Source organism: Ruegeria sp. J8, from assembly GCF_056531925.1.
In genome coordinates this window covers 1-17,658 of record NZ_JBQFMR010000010.1, presented here as the reverse complement: position 1 = coordinate 17,658, position 17,658 = coordinate 1, and the positions used below count along the sequence as shown (strand labels likewise).

Genomic DNA, 17,658 nt, shown 5'->3' with positions numbered 1-17,658 from the left:
TGTGGTTCACGGCTAGTTCGTTATGATCTCTGGACCCATGAAAGTGTTGGGCAAGAAGGTCGATATCCATGGGATATACGTGACCATGATCAGGAAGACGAACAGAACCGCCAGGAAGGGCAGCGCCGCCTTCACGACGCTCATCATCGGCATTCCGGCCACGCCCGAGGTCACGAACAGGTTCAGCCCGACCGGAGGTGTAATCATCCCAATCTCCATGTTGACCACCATGATGATGCCCAGATGGATCGGGTCGATGCCCAGTTCAATCGCAATCGGGAACACCAGAGGTGCCACGATGACCAGCAGGCCCGAAGGCTCCATGAACTGACCGCCGATCAGCAGGATCACGTTCACCACGATCAAGAAGGTCACAGGTCCCAGACCCGCCGACAGCATGGCACTGGCGATGTGTTGCGGCACCTGCTCGTCGGTCAGCACATGTTTCAGGATCAGCGCGTTGGCGATCACGAACAGCAGCGTGACGGTCAGCTTGCCTGCCTCGAACAGCGTATGTTTGGTATCGGGGTGGAAAAAGGCCGTCACCAGCGCATAGGGCTTTTTGATCAGTGGCAGATTGGGTTGCCCTTCTTCCGTACTGAGCGGGCCCATGTCCTTGTAGACGAAGCTGGCAATCAGGAAGGCATAGACGGCGGCCACGGCCGCGGCTTCGGTCGGTGTAAAGATACCGCCATAAATACCACCCAGAATGATGACGATCAGGAAAAGGCCCCATCCGGCCTCGCGCGCCGAGGCAAAGATCTCGCCCCATCCTTTCCACTCACCTTTGGGCAGGTTCTTGACCTTGGCCATGACATAGATGGTGATCATCAGCATCAGACCTGCCATCAGGCCCGGAATGACCCCTGCAAGGAACATGCGCCCGACCGAGACCTCGACGGCGGCTGCATAGACAACCATCACGATCGACGGCGGGATCAGGATGCCCAGCGTACCCGCGTTACAGATCACACCAGCGGCGAATTCCTTGGAATACCCCACCTGACGCATCCCTGCGATCACGATCGAGCCGATGGCCACAACGGTCGCCGGGGACGACCCCGACAGTGCCGCGAACAGCATACAAGCAAACACGCCCGCAATCGCCAGACCACCAGGCAAATGCCCAACACAGGCAATCGAGAAGCGTATGATCCGCCGCGCCACACCGCCCGTTGTCATGAAAGACGACGCCAGAATGAAGAACGGGATTGCTAGCAGGGTGAAATGCCCCTCGAAGGCCTCGAACAGCGTGCCTGCGACCGAGGCCAAAGAACTGTCAGAATAGATCAGCAGGAACAGGGTCGAGCTAAGGCCAAGCGCCACCGCAATCGGAACACCGATCAACAGCAGGCCAATGACCATTGAGAAAAGAAGAACGACGTCCATCAGTCATGCACCCCTTGTTGTGCGCGGACTTCTTCGATCTCGTCCTCGACTTCGTGGCTGGCGACAAGGCGGTCGGTTTCGCCGCGCCAGATTTGTACTGCAACCTGAGAAAAGCGGATCACCAGCAGGATCATCGACACCGGCAACACCAGATACGGGATCACCTTGGGCAGCTTTTCATAGCCCTCGCCATAGTTGATCATGTCTTCCAAAAACCGCAGCGGCGCGACCATTGGGATGTCGTCAACCTCGTAAAAGCTCTGGCTGCGCGCACCGGTATCGAACCCGGTCGGGAACCACCGGCCTGAGGTCGGCGGCAGATCCGCGAAGACGGCCCAATAGTCATAAGACCCCTTTAGCAGCAGCAACGAGAAGACCAGACAGCACGCCACCGCAATTAGAGCCAGGATGCGTCGCGGCGCAGGTGCCAGCATATTCAGGATCGCATCCACGCCCAGATGCGCGTGTTTCTTCACTGCATAGGACGCCCCCAACAGCACCAACCAGCCAAAGGTGAACACTGTCAGTTCCAGCGCCCACAGGATGTTAGAATTAAAGACGAACCGCGCGATGACGTTGGCGAAGGTGACGACGGTCATCACCCCCAACAACAGCGCGATCATCGTCTCTTCGATATGGTCGATCAGCCCGCCAGAGCCGGGTTTCGCACCAGACATCTCATTGTCCCCGCATTTTGTGTGATGAGAATAATTGGGGCGGGCCTGTTTCAGCCCGCCCGGCCCGCGCATCGATAACTCCCCAGTCCCCCGACGCGCGGACTGATCGGATTAAAATCCGGTGTTGATCGCCTGTGCAGCGTCGATCTTGTCCTGACCCACATCGCCAGCGAACTTGTCCCAGACAGGCTTCATCGCATCGACCCAAGCCTGACGCTGGTCGGCGTTCAGCTCACGAATGGTGCCGCCGGCGTCGATCACCGACTGCTTGGCCGCTTCGTTCACCGCAAAGGCTTCTTTGTTCCGCGTCTCGGTGACTTCACTCAGGATCGTCAGGAACTGATCGCGCACTTCGGGGTCCAAGCTGTCCAGCCAGTCAACCGAAGTCACAACCAAGTAATCGATGATGCCGTGGTTGGTCTCGGTAATACCGTCCTGCACTTCGAAGAACTTCTTGCCGTAGATGTTCGACCAGGTGTTCTCCTGCCCGTCCACAACGCCCTGCTGCAACGCGCCATAGACTTCCGAGAACGCCATTTTCTGCGGGCTACCACCAATGGCTTCCATCTGCGCGACCAGCACGTCCGAAGACTGAACACGGAACTTCAGACCATCCGCATCGGAAGGATCAACCAAAGGTTTGTTCGCCGACATTTGCTTCATGCCGTTGTGCCAAAATGCCAGCCCCTGCAGGCCACGGCGCTGCATGCTGTCCTTCATCGCTTGACCGTCAGCCGAGGCTTGGAATGCGTCCACCGCATCAATGTTCTTGAACATGAACGGCAGGTCGAACAGACGGAACTGCTTGGTGAACTTTTCAAACTTCGACAGCGACGGCGCGGCCAGTTGGACGTCGCCCTGCAGCATCGCCTCCAGCACCTTGTCGTCATTATAGAGGGTCGAGTTCGGGAACACCTCCATGCACATAACGCCGTTCATCTCGTCATTGACACGCTGCTCCAGCAACGATGCAGCAATCCCCTTGGGGTGCTTGTCGGTGTTGGTCACATGCGCAAACTTCACCACGATCTCGCCGTCGTCACACGCCGCCATCCCAGCGGTCGCGGTCGCGGTCAGCGCCAGTGCGGTTGCGGCTGTTGTCAGGAATTTCATCTGTCCTATCCTCCCAGACTTCACAAAACTTCTCCCAGACGCTCGACGAGCGCCTCATGCCGGGCAGTGAACCGAATCGCCTCTTACCGCTCAACTTTTTGTTCTGAATGCCGGTTGATTGTATTTTTTTGTTAATTAACAGTTCATTACAAGCCGCGCGAACAGATCTTTGGCTGCTATCCTTGAGCGACGTGCGAAATTTCGCACAAGCCCAAACCCCTTCTGTGCGGTTTTCCGCACAACTTGATTCGCCCATCGAGAATCACCACCCAATCAAGCGCAACCACAGTTCGCGTCAGCGAACTGCCCGGCCCAACCGCCTGACCTGCATGAAATGCAGAGAAAGCGGGCGGGAGCACCTACCTGCGATAATCCTCGGGCCGAATGCCATAGCGAGCCAGCTTGTCGTAAAATGTCTTGCGCGGCAGTTTCAGCGCCTTGGCCGCGTCCGATGCTTTGCCGTTATGGCGCCCCAGCGCCGCGATCAAAAGTGACCGCTCAACTTGGGCCATCTGCTCGCTCAGACCCAACTCAGTGGCGGCGCCCACCTCATCCGGCATCCCAAGCACAAAGCGCATGGCCGCTGACATCAAGGATCGGGCATTCCCTGGCCAATCTTGCGACATCAAAGCCGCCAAATGTTCGGAAGAGATGTCAGGTACTGCAATGCCAGCCTGTTCCGCAGCCTGCGCGACGTAGTGGCGAAAGATCACCGGGATATCCTCGGGCCGCTCGGACAGGGACGGGATGCGCACGCGCATCACATCCAACCGATAGAACAGGTCCGCATGAAACTGCCCTGTTGCGGACAGATCCGCCAGATCCGCAGTGGTGCCGGCGATGATCCGTGCCCCAACCCCCTGCTCGATGATTTCAAGCGCCGCATATTGGGTGTCTTTCGGCATCACCGAAACCTCGTCAAGGAACAGTGACCCACCAGCCGCGTCCTCACACACCTGCTGCAAAGACTGAACCGACATGCCCGAAGCGGGCCGCTTGACGAATGGGCCCTGCGATTGCGGTGACATCAAATGAACCACCTCAGCAACCTTTGATATCCCACTGCCCGCAGGTCCTGTCACCAGAACCTCGGCCCCAGTCGGCGCAACTGAACGCACCCGGTCCCGCAACGTCTCCGACCGCGCAGACAGACCAAACAGAAGCCGCGCCGCCGGGTCGCCCTTTTCCAACTCCTGTTTCAAGGCGCGCTGTTCCAGCACTTGCCGCCGCGCCAGATGCGCCCGTTCCAGCACCTCAAGCAGATCAGAGGCCGCACAGGGCTTTTCCAGAAAATCGAACGCACCCTTGCCCATCGCCCGAACGGCCATTGGAATATCGCCTTCGCCTGTCAGCAGGATCACCGGCAACTCGGGATCAACCTCCAACGCGTAGTTCAAAAGGTAAAACCCGTCCCGTCCGGGCATGCGGATATCCGAGACGATGACCCCCGCAAAATCCGCGCGAATATGGTCCTTGGCCGCAACAAAAGAACCTGCCGTGACCGGCGCGTAATCCGCCAGTTCCAGCGTTTGCGCCAATGCCTCGCGGACCGCCGCGTCATCATCGACCAGAAGAACCTTGCGTGTCATACCACTTCATCTTCCCGAAAATACTCCAGTTCAACCGTAAAGGTCGCCCCTGGATTCGAGTTCACACCGCGAATATTGCCGCCAAAGCTTTGCACCAGCCCGTACGAGATCGAAAGACCCAGCCCCATCCCCTCTGAGGAGCCGACCTCTTTGGTCGTATAAAACGGTTCGAACAGTTTTTCCGTATTTTCAATCCCCGGACCGATATCGCGGACTGTCACCGACAGCTTTTCGTCATCATGTATTTCAATGTCGATCCGCCGCTCGGGTTGCTGGCTCATGGCGTCGGCGGCGTTGTTGATCAGGTTGACGAAAACCTGCCCCAGACGCACCTCTCCGCCCCACGCGAACACAGGCCGCACCGGAGGGGTCCAGTCCAGAACCACCCCATCCGCGCGCAAACGCGCCTCGGTCAGTTCGATCGCGGTTTCGATGACCTGCACCAGATCAACCTTGCTCATCGGCTCGCTTTCATTGCGCGCAAACGCCCGCAGGTTCTTGATGATGCGGGCCATACGTGCGGCCATATCGGAAATGCGGGTTAGGTTCTCAGCGGCCTTTTCCTCGCGTCCACGGGTCAGGAAAGCGGTTCCATTATCGGCGAATTGCCGGATCGCCATGAGTGGCTGGTTCAACTCGTGACTGATCCCAGCAGACATCTGCCCCAATGCGCTGAGTTTTCCAGCCTGCACCAATTCTTCCTGCGCGTGTTTCAGGGCGGTTTCCGCCTCCTGTCGCTCATGCACTTCGCGGCGCAGGGCGGTGTTGGCATCCGTCAGTTCATGAGTGCGTTGCGCCACGCGGCTTTCCAACTCGACATTGGCCAAGGCCAAAGTGCGCCTGCGCTCGGTGGCCAGATACAACAAAGCCCCAAAGGCCAGACAGATTGCCGCCACCGTCGCCGCCTGCAACCCGGCCAAGCGCAGGGCCGGAGCAACATCGACCAGCACTTCGGCCGTCATGTCGATCACTGGCAGATCCAGCGTCAGATGCAAGGCACGTTGCGGTAAATACCGACCCCAATCGACCTCCCACAACTCATGCGGTCCCACTTGGACCGAGGCGAAGGCCACGGACTCACCGGTTGGCGGAGATAGCCCCAGCTGGCCGTCGTCACGGCGCCAGAACAACAGGTCCGAGCGATTGGAGATGAACACGACCCCCTCGGCATCGACAAAGAAAACAGCCTCGGTACTGCCGCGCCACGTCTGCTCGACATCCTGCACGTCGGCGATGACCATTAATGCCCCGTCCACCTGCCCTTCGGGGCCAAACGCGGGGGCGGCGTAAGAATAGATCCGGTCCCCGGTCGCGTCTAACACCCCATGCGCACTGCCCATCGCACCCTGCAAGGCACGCTCAAAGGCAGGGTGATCGGCCATATTGGTCTGTGCCGCCGGTTGTGCCGAGGCCAGAACCTGACCGTCGCGGTCCAGATAGATCATATCGACCGCCGCTGTCTTGTCGGCAACATCCAACAGCACGAAGCGCGCATCGCGCCGTTGTGCTTCGGTCTCCAGCGTGTCGAAAGCAGGATGTGTGGCCATCAGAACGGCAAGTTCCTGATAGACCTGCATCTGAGTGCTCAGCCGGTCGGCAGCGAGTTCCAGATCAGCCTCGGCCTTGTCACTAAGTTGCAGCAGCGCCTGCCGGTAGCCGTATGACCACACCCCTGCCGCCAACAGCGCGACAGACAAGACAAATCCCAAAACAACCCAAACCCTTTGCATGAAATAGGGTCTTGCATTCACCGGGCCTCATGGCAAGTGTCCTTGGAATGAAGACGCTTACCCAATCCCCGGTTGCACCGGACTTCGTCCAAAACCCCTACCCTTTCTATCACCATGCCCGCGCATCCGGCGATCTGATTTATTGGGACGACTATCAGATTGTGGCCGCCGTTTCGCACAAGGCCCTGCAAACGTTGCTGAAAGACCGCCGCTTTGGCCGTGAAACCCCAGCCGAGATGCAAAAGCCGGGTCCAAGGCACCTCGCCCCATGGTTGGCGATCGAGGCGCATTCCCTGCTTGAGCTGGAACCACCCCGCCATACTAGATTGCGGGCCTTGGTGATGCGCGCCTTCACCTCGCGCGCGATTACTGCGCTAGAGCCCGCAATACGGGACCTGACCCACGCATTGATCGACGATTTCCCGGATTCCCCGTTCGATCTGCTGGACCGGTTTTGCACCCAAGTGCCCGTGATCACCATCTGCCGCCTGCTGGGCGTACCCGAGGAGATGTCGCCGGACCTGCTGCGTTGGTCCCATTCCATGGTCGCCATGTATCAGGCCAGCCGAACGGCACAGACCGAACAAGATGCAGCCGCAGCCTCGCAAGAATTCACTGATTTCCTGAACAGCTATATCGACCGCCGTCGCACGGATTCGCGTGATGACCTGATCACCCGGCTGATTGCAGCCGAGGAAGATGGCGAGAAACTGACGCGCGATGAATTGGTCGCCACTTGCGTCCTGCTGCTGAACGCCGGACATGAGGCAACCGTGCATTCGCTGGGCAACGGCGTGAAGACAGCGTTGGAACTAGGCCTTGATCGCAGCGTCTTTCAGCCGGGTGTCATAGACGGAACGGTCGAGGAAATCCTGCGCTACGATCCGCCGCTGCACATGTTCACGCGCTATGCTTACGAAGACGTCACCCTGTTCGACCACAGTTTCAAACGCGGCGACGAGGTGGCCTTGCTTTTGGGGGCGGCGAACCGCGACCCGGCAGTGTGGACAAACCCAGATCAGTTTGACCCAACCCGCCCGGTTGTCACCAACACCAGTTTTGGCGGCGGCTTGCATTTCTGTGTCGGGGCGCCGTTGGCACGGCTGGAAATGCGAGTCGCGCTGTCAATCCTGTTCAATCGGTGCCCCTCTCTACGCCTGAGCGAAGCACCGGCCTATGACAACACCTATCACTTCCACGGCTTGCAGCGCTTGATAGTGGAAACCTGAAACTATCCGTCGACCAAAGCACCCAAGGGCAACATCGTGGTGGACTTGATTTCCTCCATCGATAGCAGCGCGGTCACGTTGTGGACCCGCACTTCCGAGATCAGGGTCTGGTAGAACTCATCATAGGCGCGCGCATTCTTGACACGCACTTTCAGAATATAGTCGATATCTCCCGCCAGCCTGTGCGCCTCTTGCACTTCGGGCCGATCCCGCAAGGCCTTGAGGAACCTGCGCTGCCAATCAGCCTCGTGCTCTGAGGTTCTGATCAGCACAAAAAACGTAGCCTCGAACCCCAGCGCCTCGGCGTCCAGCAAAACGGTCTGCTGACCGATTACTCCGGCCCCTTTCAGCTTGCGGATCCGATTCCAGACCGGGGTCTTGGAGCTGCCGACCCGCGCTGCTATTTCGTCCAGCGATTGACTGGCATCGCGCTGAAGCTCAACCAGAATTTTCCGATCCGTGTCGTCTATTCGCACCGACATTCCAATTTATCCCTCGTTTCGAAACCCACGTTCCACATTCCAATTTTACAGGAACGTTTGTTCTTATTTAAGCGCCTATATGGCGCAATACTGGGAATATTTCCTATATTGCAGGTCAAGTCAAACCAACCGGAATCAACTATGCAAGACGCACGTTCATATGATGGCACAGGGCATGTCGACTTTGTCGGCGCGGGCCCCGGCGATCCTGAATTGCTGACGCTCAAGGCGCTGCGTGCGTTCGAGCGCGCGGATGTCATACTGCATGACCGCCTGATTAGTGCCGAGGTTTTGGCGATGGCGGGAAAAACGGCTGCTCTGGTTGATGTGGGTAAAGCCGGTTTTGGTCCTTCGTGGAAACAGGCGGATATCGACGCCCTATTGGTGGAACATGCGTTAAAAGGTCAGCGGATCGTACGCCTGAAATCCGGTGATCCTACCGTGTTTGGCCGTCTGGACGAAGAGATCGAGGCCGTTGAAGCCTCAGGCATCTCTTGGACCATCATCCCCGGTATTACGGCTGCCTCGGGCGCTGTGGCGGGTATCGGCCAAAGCCTTACCCGGCGCGGCCGCAATTCCTCGGTCCGGTTCTTGACCGGCCACGACATGAAGGGCTTTGCCGATCACGACTGGGCAGCACTGGCGCGTCCGGGCTCTGTCGCGGCAATCTATATGGGCAAAAAATCGGCTCGGTTCATCCAGGGCCGCTTGATCATGCACGGCGCCGACCGCGCCACGCCCATCACATTGGTGGAAAACGCCTCGCGCCCTGATCAGCGCATCGTGTCAACCAATCTGGACCAGTTGCCCGCCGATCTGAACGCCGCCGAAATGGACGGCCCCACCCTGACTTTTTACGGCCTTGCCCCGCGCCAAGCGGCCAAGACCCTGACCGAATTCAAGAAGGAGCACGCCTGATGGCCCGCGCTTTTACCCCCAAAGTTGTCACTGCGAATGACCTTCTAGAAGGCGACGTGATCTACCTGACCGCCGATGACCGTTGGTCGCGCGACCTGGCCGAGGCCGAGCTGATCACCGACGAGGCCCACGCTCAGGTCCGCCTGCTGGATGCCGCGCGTCAAGCCAATAAGATCGTCGGCGCATATCTGGCCGATGCAGTGGCCGGTGAAAACGGCCCCGAACCCACCCATTTCCGCGAGGACTTCCGCCGCACCGGCCCGTCCAACTATGCCCACGGCAAGCAGGAAACAACAACGCAGCCCCGGGCCTGATCTCTGGCCCTCTCTCTCCCCAAAAAGGCCCCAAGGTATCGGGGCTGCAACTAAGGACAGCTAATCATGTATCGCTACTCCGAGTTCGACACAGCATTTTTGGCAGAACGTAACAAGCAGTTCCGCGCCCAGGTTGAGCGTCGCATCGACGGCTCGCTGACCGAGGATGAGTTCAAACCCTTCCGTCTGATGAACGGCCTGTATCTGCAACTGCACGCGTACATGCTGCGCGTCGCCATTCCCTATGGCACGCTGTCCAGTGCACAGATGCGCCAACTGGCCCTGCTGGCCGAGAAGTGGGACAAGGGCTATGGCCATTTCACCACCCGCCAGAACATCCAGTATAACTGGCCTAAGCTGAACGACGTTCCGGATATGCTGGACGCGCTGGCCGAGGTTGGCATGCACGCCATCCAGACCTCGGGCAATACGATCCGCAACGTGACCGCCGACCATTTCGCCGGTGCCGCCGCGGACGAGATCGCCGATCCTCGCCCCTATGCCGAACTGCTGCGCCAGTGGTCCACCGATCACCCGGAATTCCAGTTCATGCCGCGTAAGTTCAAGATCGCCATCACCGGTTCGGAAAACGACCGTGCTGTAATCAAAGCGCACGACATCGGCCTACAACTGGTTGAACGCGACGGCGTTCTGGGCGCCCGCGTGATCGTGGGCGGTGGTCTGGGCCGTACGCCGATGATCGGCAAGGAACTGTCGGATTTCGTCGCCTTTGACGACCTGCTGGCCTATCTTGAAGCGACTGTGTCTGTCTGGAACCAGATCGGCCGCCGTGACAACAAATACAAAGCACGCATCAAGATCACCGTTCATGAAAACGGCATCGACACCATCCGCGCCAAGGTAAACGAGCGCTTCCTTCAGGTCCGCCCCCAATTCAAAGGCGCCGATATGGCGTTGTTGGAAGAGATCAAGGGCCACTTTGCAGCGCCTGATTTCCGTCAGGGCTCGGTCGCGTCCTTTGAGAGCGCCTATACCAACGATCCAGTCTTCCGCTCGTGGGTCGATACCAATATCGCGCCGCATAAGAACGCGGACCACGCGATTGTCACGATCTCGATCAAAAAGCACGGCGCGACACCGGGTGATGCGACCGCAGAACAGATGCGCGTGATGGCCGATTTGGCTGAAGAGTTCGCTTATGATGAGCTGCGCATCAGCCACGAGCAGAACGTGATCCTGCCGCATGTCCACAAATCGGACCTGCCCGCGATCCACGCCAAGCTGAAGGAATACGATCTGGCCACCGCAAATATCGGCCTGATCAGCGACATCATCGCCTGCCCCGGCATGGATTACTGCGCGCTGGCCACGGCACGTTCGATCCCGGTTGCACAGGAAATCGCAACCCGCTTTGACGATCTTAAGCTGGAGCATGATATCGGCCACCTGAAGATCAAGATCTCGGGCTGCATCAACGCTTGTGGTCACCACCATGTGGGTCACATCGGCATTCTGGGTCTGGATCGTGCAGGCGTCGAGAACTACCAGATCACTCTGGGCGGCGACGGCACTGAAACGGCAGCCATCGGCGACCGTACCGGTCCAGGCTTTGCTTATGATGAGATCGTCCCGGCGGTCGAGCGGATCGTGAACACCTATTTGGAACAGCGCGACAGCTCCGAAGAAGAGTTCCTGCAGACCTATCGCCGTGTCGGCATGGCTCCGTTCAAGGCAGCTCTGTACCCCGAGGCTCAGGCGAATGCCGCTTGATCTGATCCAGACGGAACTGGGCAAAGACCGCAGCGAACTGACCGAAAAAGTCGAGGCGCTGAACGCCCGGTTCCGGCACCACAGCGCGCATGACGTGATGCACGGTGCCATTGACCAGATTGAAGATCTTGCCCTGGTGTCCAGCTTTGGGGCCGAGTCGGTAGTGTTGCTGCACATGGCGGCGGTGGTCGACAAGATGACCCCGGTGCTGTTTGTGGACACTCAGATGCTGTTTACCGAAACGCTGGAATACCAGCAGGAGGTCAGCGAACGTCTGGGGCTTAAAAACGTGCAGATCATCCGCGCCGAGGACGAGGATGTGAAGCGCGACGACCCCTATGGTGCCCTGCGTCTGCGGGATACGGATGCGTGCTGTAACTTGCGCAAGACCTTCCCGCTGCAACGGGCCCTGACGGGCTACTGCGGCTGGATCACCGGGCGCAAACGGTTTCAGTCCGGCACCCGCGCCGCGCTGGAGTTCTTCGAGGTCGAAGACGGCACTGGCCGGATCAAGGTCAACCCGTTGGCCCATTGGGCGCCCGAGGATGTGCGCGCCTATATGGAAGAAAACAACCTGCCCCGGCATCCACTGGTGGCCAAAGGATACCCCTCGATCGGTTGTGCGCCCTGCACCTCGCCGGTCAAAGAAGGCGAAGACCCTCGCGCCGGACGTTGGCGCGATCAGAACAAGGAAGAATGCGGCATCCATTTTGTCGATGGCAAGATGGTGCGCGCCGGAGAGACAACATGAACGTAATCGTAGATGATGAGGGCTTTGCCCCCGACGACTGGACCGATGGGTTTGTTACGCTGGAAGACGCCGCCAATGACGTGGTTGCGTTGGATGTGGCCTCGGACACCGATCCGGATGAGCTGTTTGAACGTCTGGGCAGCGCCAAAATGGTGCGCGTGGACTTTCCGTCGTCGGCTGATGGGCGCGGCTTTACCATTGCCCGCATTTTGCGCCTGAAAGGCTATACCGGCCGTCTGCGCGCCCGCGGCCATGTGCTAGCGGATCAATTCGCCATGGCTCGCCGTAGCGGCTTTGACGAGGTCGAGATCGACCAGGCACTGGCCCAGCGTCAGCCCGAGGATCAGTGGCTGGCCCGGTCGAACTGGGAAGACAACAACTATCAGGCCCGCCTGCGCGGTTAAGACCGCCATCGGTCAACTTGAGGACAGGACGTGGGGGCAACTGCCCCCTTTTCCTGACGTGGATCAAAGATTAAACGGAGATGCCGGTTTACCCAACTGGCGGATATAACGATGACAGAGATGAAACCAGTGAGTGAAGCAACCGCCGTGAAGGCCCCCGTTCTGCCCGACGCCCAGACCGTCACCGACGTCAAGCATTGGACCGACAGCCTGTTTTCCTTCAAAGTGTCGCGCCCGGCCTCGCTGCGGTTCCGCTCGGGCGAGTTTGTGATGATCGGTTTGATGGGCGATCCCGACCCCAAGACCGGCCGCCAAAAACCGCTTCTGCGCGCTTATTCGATCGCGTCGCCCTCCTGGGACGAAGAGCTGGAGTTCTACTCGATCAAGGTGCAGGATGGTCCGCTGACGTCAAAGTTGCAACATATCAAACCCGGCGATCAGATTATCCTGCGGCCCAAGCCCGTTGGCACGCTGGTACATGACGCCCTGCTGCCCGGCAAACGCCTGTGGTTCTTCGCCACTGGCACCGGCTTTGCGCCCTTCGCCTCGCTGCTGCGCGAACCGCAGACCTATGAAGATTATGATGAGGTCATCATCACGCATACCTGCCGCGAAGTGGCCGAACTGGAATACGGTCGTCAGTTGATCGAAGACATCCGTAAGGACGAGATGCTGGCCGAGCTGATGGGCGAAGGTTTCGCCGACAAGATCCGATACTACCCGACCACCACGCGGGAAGAGAGCCCCAAGATGGGCCGCATCACCAACCTGCTGCAAGACGGCACTGTCTTTGCCGATCTGGGTATCGAAGGTGGCATCAAGCCGGAAACCGACCGTGCTATGGTCTGTGGCTCACTGGCCTTTAACCTCGATATCAAAGCCATTCTGGAAGAGTTCGGCCTGCGTGAAGGCGCGAATTCCGAACCCAAGGAATTCGTCATCGAAAAGGCCTTTGTAGGCTAGTCAGGCCGCGCCGGTCACCGGGTTACCCCTGACCGGCGCATAAACCTGCTGTGAAACCACCGAAATTCCATCGTTTTGGCGTGGATCACGCTTGAATCAGGCACCGGAGCGGTCTAAATTTCGGGCTCGAATTTCTGCAATCATCAAAGGAATGAACCCATAGCCCGCAGACCTCACAACGCGCCGCCTCAGAGAGATACCGGCCCGCGCGTCAATGAAAGAATCCGTGCCCCCGAAATCCGCCTGATCGGCGCTGATGGAGATAACGTCGGGGTGGTTCATCCCGCCAAAGCCATGCAACTTGCCGCAGATGCGGGCCTAGACCTGGTCGAGATTTCGCCAAACGCGAACCCGCCGGTCTGCAAGATCATGGACTTTGGCAAGTTCAAATACGAACAGCAGAAACGCGAAAGCGAAGCGCGTAAGAAGCAAAAAGTCATCGAGGTGAAAGAGGTCAAGTTCCGGCCCAACACCGACACGCATGACTATGACGTCAAGATGAAGAACGTCTTCAAGTTTCTGGAAAAGGGCGACAAGGTCAAAGTCACTCTGCGCTTCCGAGGCCGTGAGATGGCACACCAGAATCTTGGGCGTGAACTGCTGGAGCGCGTGGCAGAGGACATCAAGGATCTGGGCAAGGTCGAAAACATGCCCAAAATGGAAGGCCGTCAGATGATCATGATGATCGGGCCGCTTCCTCAGAAGTAATCAGAATTACCGGATGTTATTCAAAGCCCCCCGCCGTGGGGGCTTTTTTCTGTTCATCCTGCCGTTCACGCAGCCACACGATTGAGTCGTTCAAGTCAAATCCCAATGAGATCAGATCGACGATCAAAAGCAGAACCAGAAACCGAACAAATCCGGTGGTCAGCGGAGTTCCATCCGTTAGCAGGATTATGATGATCGCCACCATCGGCACCCAGCAGATCAGATGAGGCAGAGCCATGGCCTTGGACATGCCGCGTGCGGCCCTCATGATAGGAATATTCAACGCCATTCCTGTCACGGCCAAGGCCGCAATCAGTGCACCCTGCGGTTGATCAACAAAAGCCAGAGTGCCGAGATTCACAGGCACAAGGATGAACGTCATCCATAACTGTACCCATAGTGGCAGTGCCCGAAAACTTGACCAAATGTCTGCGATCATTACTCACACCCATTCACAATAAAATAATGAATAAGTGTATTAATTACACAGGAGTTGTCAGTACACAAACACGTTATACGACTGCGGCCAAAGAATTACTCAACTTTGTGACCATTTCGCCAACCTGAGTCTCCTTTAGAATGAAAGGAGGAGCCAAAAGAACGTGGTCTCCGAATCGCCCATCGCGTGTGCCTGACATCGGGTAGCAGATCAAACCTTCCGCTAAAGCGGCCTTTTTGATCTTGGCAGCTACGCCCTGAGACGGATCGAAGGGTGCTTTGGTTGCACGGTTCGCGACCAGCTCGATTCCACGAAAAAGCCCCCGCCCCCGAATATCCCCGACATTGGGGTGCTGACCGAACTCGGCAAGCAAAGCGTCCTGAACCGTCGAACCCATCTGCATCACGCGATGCGGCAGATCCCGCTCGATCATCTGTGTCACAACGGCAAGTGCCGCTGCTGTTGCAACGGGGTGGCCAATATAGGTGTGACCGTGCTGAAAAAAGCCGGAGCCGTCTCGGACTGCGTCATAAATCTTCCCGGTGCACATCATGGCCCCGATCGGCTGATATCCCGCCCCCAGACCTTTGGCAATGCACAGGATATCGGGGGCGACACCCTCATGATCGCAAGCGAACAGATGCCCTGTGCGCCCCATACCGCACATTACTTCGTCCAGGATCAGTAACACACCGTACTGGTCACAAATCTCGCGGATTCGTCTGAAATACCCCTCGACCGCCGGTACCGCACCCAATGTTGCCCCAACTACGGGTTCGGCCATGAACGCCATCACGCTGTCCGGTCCCAACCGCAGGATTTCTGCCTCAAGCGCGTTTGCGACCCTCTGGCCATAGTCAAAGCTACTCTCATCCTCGGGTTTCTCGCCGTATTCGTAGCAGGCCGGGATATGAGACATCTCGATAAGCATCGGCGCAAACTGCGCACGCCGCCATGCGTTCCCGCCGGCCGATAAGGCCCCTAAGGTGTTCCCGTGATAGCTTTGACGACGTGCAATCACATGACGCCGGTCTGGTTGCCCGATCTCAAGAAAATATTGCCGCGCCAGTTTTATCGCGGCCTCGGTCGCCTCGGATCCGCCCGATACAAAATAAACGCGGTCCAGATCACCCGGTGCGTGTTTGATCAGCAGATCCGCCAACGCCTCGGCCGGTTCCGAGGTCATGAACCCGGAATGGGCAAACGCGATCTTTCCAACCTGCTCTTGAACAGCGGCAATCACCGCATGATCCGAGTGGCCAAGGCAAGACACAGCCGCATCGCCACAATCCAAATACCGACGCCCCTGAGAGTCGATCAGATAGCATCCGTCGCCTCCAACAGCAGTTGGCAGATCAGCCTTGGTATGGCGTGGAAAAACGTGGCTCATGATCTGATACCTTTCAAAGTTTCTACCAAAGCGGCAACAGATGCCGCGTTGTCGGCCCAAGGGGTTCCGGCGTGGTCCGTCAGACTGTTTTCAAACCCGACACGCACGTCTCCACCCTTTTTCGCAGCCATCGCAAGGCACGCATGTTCCTGCGGCCCAAAAGCACAGACCATCCAGGGCCCATCGAACGGCGGCAACCTGTCCAAATCCTCGGGCGTTGAATTCATCCCTGCCGAATAGCGCCCCAGAACCAACAGATGCTCCGACTGTTCCATTCGCACTATGCCCGACGCGCGCCATTGCGCCAACAAAGCAGCGTCTGTTGCATCATAGAGGATATGCTGAACCCGCGTCCCCTGTTCGGCACATAGCCCATAAACCCGATCTGCGAGGTCCGGCGCACGCGCAATCTCGCGTACAGAAACCGAGGCCCAACCCGGCCTCACCCCGGCCAGACAGTCGTACTGTGCTTGCACGTCATACAGACCGACCGCTTCGGTCGTGATCTGGATGTCCAGCGTCGGGACTTGTCTACGCAGCTCAGCAATCGTTTCCAGATATTGCCCCGCGTCCAAACTATGCCGTCCCTGCGTATCACGTATATGTAGGTGAAGACCTTGCGCCCCGACCCCATGACATGCCTGCGCCGTCTCCGTGATCTGATCCAGCGTCACAGGAAGATAGGCATGATCCTTGACCCCGCGCCGCGCCCCATTTGGCGCAAGCAGAACATAGGGTTTCTCGGACGACTTATGGGCAGACATTGGCACATCCTTTTGCATACCTCGGACATGACGGTTCACTTCAGTGTTTTCAATTTGCCTTTTTCAAAACATTTGTTTTTATGCAGAACATGACACTCAATTCCCTAACCCGACGCTTGCGCGGTACAATCGATCAGTTGCCCCCAGCCCTGCAAGCGGCCGCAAAATATGTACTCGACCATCCCGGCAATATCGCGCTGGACCCAATCCGAGTGTCTGCCGACAAGATCGGCGTAAGCACCAATGTGTTGGTCCGGCTGTCCGAAAGACTTGGGTACGACAGCTACGAGGCCTTCCGCGCACCCTTTCGCCATGCTCTGCTAACTGATCGGGAGCGACACCTGAACCAAAGCTGGCTAGTGGAAATGCACGAAGGCACGCCCGCCGATCAGGCACAGGCCAAATTCGCCGAAACCACATTGAATGCAACAACCCGATCCCTTCGGTTGATGACGCCCGAAAAAACGGCGCAGGCGCTGGATGTCATCACGTCTTCTCGGCGGTGCTTTGTCACCGCCACCCGCGCCAGTTATGCGCTATCCTACTATTTCTCGTATGTGGGCCGAATGGCACATCCCGGAATACAGTTGATCCCACGACATGTTGGCGCAGCCAGCGATGACCTCGTGGACGCGACCCAGCAAGACTGCCTGTTGGCCATCACCGTTCACCCCTATTCCGCAGATACAGTCCAATCGATGCGCTCTGCGCTGGCCCGCCGGATGCGCCTCATCCTGATCACCGACAGCGAGGTGGTCGCACCAGGCATTCAACCCGACGTCCTGTTCCCGGTCAGCACAAGATCCCTGCATCACTTTTCTGCATATTCCGGCGCAATGGCTGTCCTTGAATGCCTTCTTGGGCAGTTGTTCGACGCAGGCGGTGCAGACGCACTGAACCAAGTTCAGGCCTACGAAAAAGCCAGGGAACAAAACGGCGCGTATTGGGCTCCCTCCAAAACGCCACGTATCCGGCGATAAAAAAGCCCCGCTTTTGTTGCGGGGCTTTTGGGTTCGTTTGTCTAGGCGGTTACGCGCAGGCTTGTACGGCGCGTTTGGTCATGACGC

At 58.1% G+C, this 17,658-nt stretch carries 18 protein-coding genes; 9 read left to right on the top strand and 9 right to left on the bottom strand.

Features of this window, described 5'->3' with window-relative positions:
• Nucleotides 1-12: 12 nt before the first annotated feature.
• The 5 genes from ACR0L1_RS18475 to ACR0L1_RS18455 form a co-directional block, all read right to left on the bottom strand.
• The gene (locus ACR0L1_RS18475; protein ID WP_170786590.1) at nt 13-1,389 is read right to left on the bottom strand and encodes a TRAP transporter large permease; all 1,377 of its coding nucleotides are present in this window, start codon (nt 1,387-1,389) and stop codon (nt 13-15) included.
• The gene (locus ACR0L1_RS18470; protein WP_170769619.1) at nt 1,389-2,066 is read right to left on the bottom strand and encodes a TRAP transporter small permease; all 678 of its coding nucleotides are present in this window, start codon (nt 2,064-2,066) and stop codon (nt 1,389-1,391) included. Before ACR0L1_RS18470 ends, ACR0L1_RS18475 begins: the two co-directional genes overlap by 1 nt.
• 111 nt (nt 2,067-2,177) lie before the next feature.
• Nucleotides 2,178-3,179 carry a DctP family TRAP transporter solute-binding subunit gene (locus tag ACR0L1_RS18465; RefSeq protein ID WP_480860255.1) on the bottom strand — a complete coding sequence of 334 codons (1,002 nt, stop codon included), beginning with the start codon at nt 3,177-3,179 and terminating at the stop codon, nt 2,178-2,180.
• A 359-nt stretch (nt 3,180-3,538) separates the two neighbouring features.
• Nucleotides 3,539-4,768, bottom strand: coding sequence for a sigma-54-dependent transcriptional regulator (locus tag ACR0L1_RS18460; protein ID WP_480860254.1), 1,230 nt, complete (start codon nt 4,766-4,768; stop codon nt 3,539-3,541).
• The gene (locus ACR0L1_RS18455; protein WP_170791733.1) at nt 4,765-6,498 is read right to left on the bottom strand and encodes a sensor histidine kinase; all 1,734 of its coding nucleotides are present in this window, start codon (nt 6,496-6,498) and stop codon (nt 4,765-4,767) included. Before ACR0L1_RS18455 ends, ACR0L1_RS18460 begins: the two co-directional genes overlap by 4 nt.
• 47 nt (nt 6,499-6,545) lie before the next feature.
• Between ACR0L1_RS18455 and ACR0L1_RS18450 the strand changes: the two genes are divergently transcribed.
• On the top strand, nt 6,546-7,727 hold the full coding sequence (locus ACR0L1_RS18450) for a cytochrome P450 (protein WP_480860252.1): 1,182 nt from the start codon (nt 6,546-6,548) through the stop codon (nt 7,725-7,727).
• Nucleotides 7,728-7,729: 2 nt separating this feature from the next.
• Here the strand turns inward: ACR0L1_RS18450 and ACR0L1_RS18445 are convergent, their stop codons facing one another.
• The gene (locus ACR0L1_RS18445) at nt 7,730-8,209 is read right to left on the bottom strand and encodes an Lrp/AsnC family transcriptional regulator (protein ID WP_170786584.1); all 480 of its coding nucleotides are present in this window, start codon (nt 8,207-8,209) and stop codon (nt 7,730-7,732) included.
• A 141-nt stretch (nt 8,210-8,350) separates the two neighbouring features.
• Here ACR0L1_RS18445 and cobA point away from each other — a divergent pair, with 141 nt between their 5' ends.
• The 7 genes from cobA (at nt 8,351) to infC (ending at nt 13,998) form a co-directional block, all read left to right on the top strand.
• Nucleotides 8,351-9,127, top strand: a complete 777-nt coding sequence (gene cobA / locus ACR0L1_RS18440) for a uroporphyrinogen-III C-methyltransferase (RefSeq protein ID WP_170786583.1) — start codon at nt 8,351-8,353, stop codon at nt 9,125-9,127.
• Nucleotides 9,127-9,441, top strand: a complete 315-nt coding sequence (locus ACR0L1_RS18435) for a DUF2849 domain-containing protein (protein WP_170786582.1) — start codon at nt 9,127-9,129, stop codon at nt 9,439-9,441. The genes cobA and ACR0L1_RS18435 overlap by 1 nt, the downstream gene beginning before the upstream one ends.
• A gap of 66 nt (nt 9,442-9,507) precedes the next feature.
• Complete coding sequence (locus ACR0L1_RS18430) at nt 9,508-11,172, top strand: nitrite/sulfite reductase (protein ID WP_480860250.1); 1,665 nt, start codon at nt 9,508-9,510, stop codon at nt 11,170-11,172.
• Entirely contained in the window at nt 11,162-11,923 is a 762-nt protein-coding gene (locus ACR0L1_RS18425; protein ID WP_170769610.1) for a phosphoadenylyl-sulfate reductase, read from the top strand. The genes ACR0L1_RS18430 and ACR0L1_RS18425 overlap by 11 nt, the downstream gene beginning before the upstream one ends.
• Nucleotides 11,920-12,327 (top strand): DUF934 domain-containing protein, encoded by a 408-nt coding sequence (locus ACR0L1_RS18420; RefSeq protein ID WP_480860247.1) that lies wholly within the window; start codon nt 11,920-11,922, stop codon nt 12,325-12,327. Before ACR0L1_RS18425 ends, ACR0L1_RS18420 begins: the two co-directional genes overlap by 4 nt.
• Before the next feature lie 111 nt (nt 12,328-12,438).
• A complete protein-coding gene (locus tag ACR0L1_RS18415; protein WP_170769608.1) occupies nt 12,439-13,290 on the top strand; it encodes a ferredoxin--NADP reductase in 852 nt (283 codons plus the stop codon).
• 117 nt (nt 13,291-13,407) lie between these two features.
• Nucleotides 13,408-13,998 (top strand): translation initiation factor IF-3, encoded by a 591-nt coding sequence (gene infC / locus ACR0L1_RS18410; RefSeq protein WP_456239037.1) that lies wholly within the window; start codon nt 13,408-13,410, stop codon nt 13,996-13,998.
• Nucleotides 13,999-14,014: 16 nt separating this feature from the next.
• Here the strand turns inward: infC and ACR0L1_RS18405 are convergent, their stop codons facing one another.
• The 3 genes from ACR0L1_RS18405 to ACR0L1_RS18395 all read right to left on the bottom strand — a co-directional run bounded on the left by ACR0L1_RS18405 (nt 14,015) and on the right by ACR0L1_RS18395 (nt 16,591).
• A complete protein-coding gene (locus ACR0L1_RS18405) occupies nt 14,015-14,380 on the bottom strand; it encodes a hypothetical protein (protein WP_237215911.1) in 366 nt (121 codons plus the stop codon).
• A gap of 130 nt (nt 14,381-14,510) precedes the next feature.
• Entirely contained in the window at nt 14,511-15,827 is a 1,317-nt protein-coding gene (locus ACR0L1_RS18400; RefSeq protein ID WP_480552950.1) for an aspartate aminotransferase family protein, read from the bottom strand.
• The gene (locus tag ACR0L1_RS18395; RefSeq protein ID WP_480860245.1) at nt 15,824-16,591 is read right to left on the bottom strand and encodes a beta-keto acid cleavage family enzyme; all 768 of its coding nucleotides are present in this window, start codon (nt 16,589-16,591) and stop codon (nt 15,824-15,826) included. The genes ACR0L1_RS18400 and ACR0L1_RS18395 overlap by 4 nt, the downstream gene beginning before the upstream one ends.
• Before the next feature lie 89 nt (nt 16,592-16,680).
• Here ACR0L1_RS18395 and ACR0L1_RS18390 point away from each other — a divergent pair, with 89 nt between their 5' ends.
• Complete coding sequence (locus tag ACR0L1_RS18390; RefSeq protein ID WP_480860244.1) at nt 16,681-17,571, top strand: MurR/RpiR family transcriptional regulator; 891 nt, start codon at nt 16,681-16,683, stop codon at nt 17,569-17,571.
• Nucleotides 17,572-17,658: the final 87 nt, after the last annotated feature.

What these genes read in the sequence shown, in the direction of transcription:
- ACR0L1_RS18475 (WP_170786590.1), bottom strand. Translation starts at nt 1,389, where the DNA reads ATGGACGTCGTTCTTCTTTTCTCAATGGTCATTGGCCTGCTGTTGATC.
- ACR0L1_RS18470 (WP_170769619.1), bottom strand. Translation starts at nt 2,066, where the DNA reads ATGTCTGGTGCGAAACCCGGCTCTGGCGGGCTGATCGACCATATCGAA.
- ACR0L1_RS18465 (WP_480860255.1), bottom strand. Translation starts at nt 3,179, where the DNA reads ATGAAATTCCTGACAACAGCCGCAACCGCACTGGCGCTGACCGCGACC.
- ACR0L1_RS18460 (WP_480860254.1), bottom strand. Translation starts at nt 4,768, where the DNA reads ATGACACGCAAGGTTCTTCTGGTCGATGATGACGCGGCGGTCCGCGAG.
- ACR0L1_RS18455 (WP_170791733.1), bottom strand. Translation starts at nt 6,498, where the DNA reads ATGCAAAGGGTTTGGGTTGTTTTGGGATTTGTCTTGTCTGTCGCGCTG.
- ACR0L1_RS18450 (WP_480860252.1), top strand. Translation starts at nt 6,546, where the DNA reads ATGAAGACGCTTACCCAATCCCCGGTTGCACCGGACTTCGTCCAAAAC.
- ACR0L1_RS18445 (WP_170786584.1), bottom strand. Translation starts at nt 8,209, where the DNA reads ATGTCGGTGCGAATAGACGACACGGATCGGAAAATTCTGGTTGAGCTT.
- cobA (WP_170786583.1), top strand. Translation starts at nt 8,351, where the DNA reads ATGCAAGACGCACGTTCATATGATGGCACAGGGCATGTCGACTTTGTC.
- ACR0L1_RS18435 (WP_170786582.1), top strand. Translation starts at nt 9,127, where the DNA reads ATGGCCCGCGCTTTTACCCCCAAAGTTGTCACTGCGAATGACCTTCTA.
- ACR0L1_RS18430 (WP_480860250.1), top strand. Translation starts at nt 9,508, where the DNA reads ATGTATCGCTACTCCGAGTTCGACACAGCATTTTTGGCAGAACGTAAC.
- ACR0L1_RS18425 (WP_170769610.1), top strand. Translation starts at nt 11,162, where the DNA reads ATGCCGCTTGATCTGATCCAGACGGAACTGGGCAAAGACCGCAGCGAA.
- ACR0L1_RS18420 (WP_480860247.1), top strand. Translation starts at nt 11,920, where the DNA reads ATGAACGTAATCGTAGATGATGAGGGCTTTGCCCCCGACGACTGGACC.
- ACR0L1_RS18415 (WP_170769608.1), top strand. Translation starts at nt 12,439, where the DNA reads ATGACAGAGATGAAACCAGTGAGTGAAGCAACCGCCGTGAAGGCCCCC.
- ACR0L1_RS18405 (WP_237215911.1), bottom strand. Translation starts at nt 14,380, where the DNA reads ATGACGTTCATCCTTGTGCCTGTGAATCTCGGCACTCTGGCTTTTGTT.
- ACR0L1_RS18400 (WP_480552950.1), bottom strand. Translation starts at nt 15,827, where the DNA reads ATGAGCCACGTTTTTCCACGCCATACCAAGGCTGATCTGCCAACTGCT.
- ACR0L1_RS18395 (WP_480860245.1), bottom strand. Translation starts at nt 16,591, where the DNA reads ATGTCTGCCCATAAGTCGTCCGAGAAACCCTATGTTCTGCTTGCGCCA.
- ACR0L1_RS18390 (WP_480860244.1), top strand. Translation starts at nt 16,681, where the DNA reads ATGACACTCAATTCCCTAACCCGACGCTTGCGCGGTACAATCGATCAG.